Below are 1,573 nucleotides of genomic sequence, written 5' to 3'. Positions count from 1 at the left end.
ACACCGCCGAGCTCGAAACCCTTCGCCTCAGGATTGCCGCGCTCGAGAATCGACCGGCCCTCGCCTCGACGCACTCCGGAGATGGGGCAGGGGACGGGCTGGCACTGCTTGCCCCGCCGGCAGGCCTCCTGCACGAGGTGTTCGCCGATGAACAGCGCGCTGCGGGCGCAGCTCTCGGCTTTGCGCTCGGGATGGCGCGAAGCCATCTGGTCGGTGGGCGCACGGCCATCCTCTATCTCGAACTCGTCTCGGAGGTGCAGGAAGTCGGCATGCCCTATGCCCATGGCCTGGCGAGCTACGGCATCGACCCCGGGCAACTGGTGATCGGCAGAGCCGCAAACCCTGCGCAGCTGTTCTGGGCCATAGAGGAGGCTATCGCGTGTCGGTCGGTTGCCGCGGTGATCGCCGATCTCGCCGCCGGCAACAGGGGGTTGGATTTCACAGCTTCGCGCCGGCTGAGCCTGCGGGCTGCCGCGGCCGGCACCTCGGCACTGCTGCTGCGGTATGGCCGTGAGCGGGAAGCCAGTGCGGCGCAGTTGCGCTGGCGGGTGCGACCGGCACCGAGCCAGGCCGATCCCTACGATCAATCCGCCCCCGGGAAGCCGCGCTTCCTCGTCGACATCGAAAAGCGCCGTCTCGGTGGCGGCAGGCCGGCACCTGACGACACGACCCTGATTCTGGACTGGACTGGACATGGCTTTGTTGCAGCACAAGATCGCCGGCAACCTGCCGCTCCCCATCGGTGGCGGACGGCGCCATCTCGCCCTCAGCCTGCCGCGCTGGGCGACCGACTGTCTGAGGCGAGCTGATCCCTCTGTCGATCGGAACCGGCCGCTCGCCCTCTGGCGTCGCGAGAAGGGGGCCATGCGCCTTGTCGCACTGGACCTCGTCGCGAGCCGTGCCGGCCTCGGAATCGGCCAGAGCCTCTCCGATGCACGGGCTTTGCTCCCCGGACTAGAGGTGCGCGAACTCGACGAGGAGTTCACCGCCCAGGTGTTCGCCGATTTCGCCGACTGGCACAGCAATGCCAGCCCCATCGTCGCCGTTCATGACGATGTGTCGCCCTGGGGCGACCTGATCCTCGACATCACCGGCGTCGCCCATCTGTCCGGCGGCGAGGAGAAGCTCCTCGAACGCCTGCTCTGCCGGCTGCGAGAACTCGGCTTCAGCGTTAGCGGGGCAATTGCCGATAGCGTCGGTGCCGCCTGGGCGCTGGCACATTTTTCTCCGGACCGGATCGCCGACAGCGGTTCCCTATCGGATGTTATGGCATCCCTGCCGGTGGCAGCTCTGCGGCTGACAGAGGCGCAGGTCCTTGGACTCATCCAGATGGGGCTCAAGCAGGTCGGCCAGCTCTATGGGCGGGACCGAAAGGCGCTGCAGGCCCGTTTCGGACAGTCTCTGCTGCTTCGGCTCGACCAGGCTCTCGGACATATCGAGGAACGTGTCACGCCGCGACTGCCGATCCCCGAGTACTATGCCGAACGGCGTTTTGCAGAGCCGATCGGCTATCTCGACGACGTTCTGATGACGACTCGCGACCTCAGCATCCAGCTCGGCAACAAGCTGGGGG

The 1,573-nt window shown here is 66.9% G+C and carries 2 protein-coding genes; both read left to right on the top strand.

Annotated features, from left to right (window positions below):
* The coding region (locus ACE3TU_RS22190; protein ID WP_374628022.1) for an ImuA family protein at nt 1-809 on the top strand (809 nt) is incomplete at its 5' end.
* Nucleotides 703-1,573 (top strand): DNA polymerase Y family protein (locus ACE3TU_RS22185; protein ID WP_374628021.1); only part of this gene is annotated, 871 nt, incomplete at its 3' end. The genes ACE3TU_RS22190 and ACE3TU_RS22185, both read left to right, overlap by 107 nt.

It is taken from the genome of Devosia sp., from assembly GCF_041917035.1.
Taxonomy (GTDB): Bacteria; Pseudomonadota; Alphaproteobacteria; order Rhizobiales; family Devosiaceae; genus Devosia_A.
Note: the sequence above shows the minus strand (reverse complement) of the source record. Positions and strands in the feature narration are given on the sequence as shown.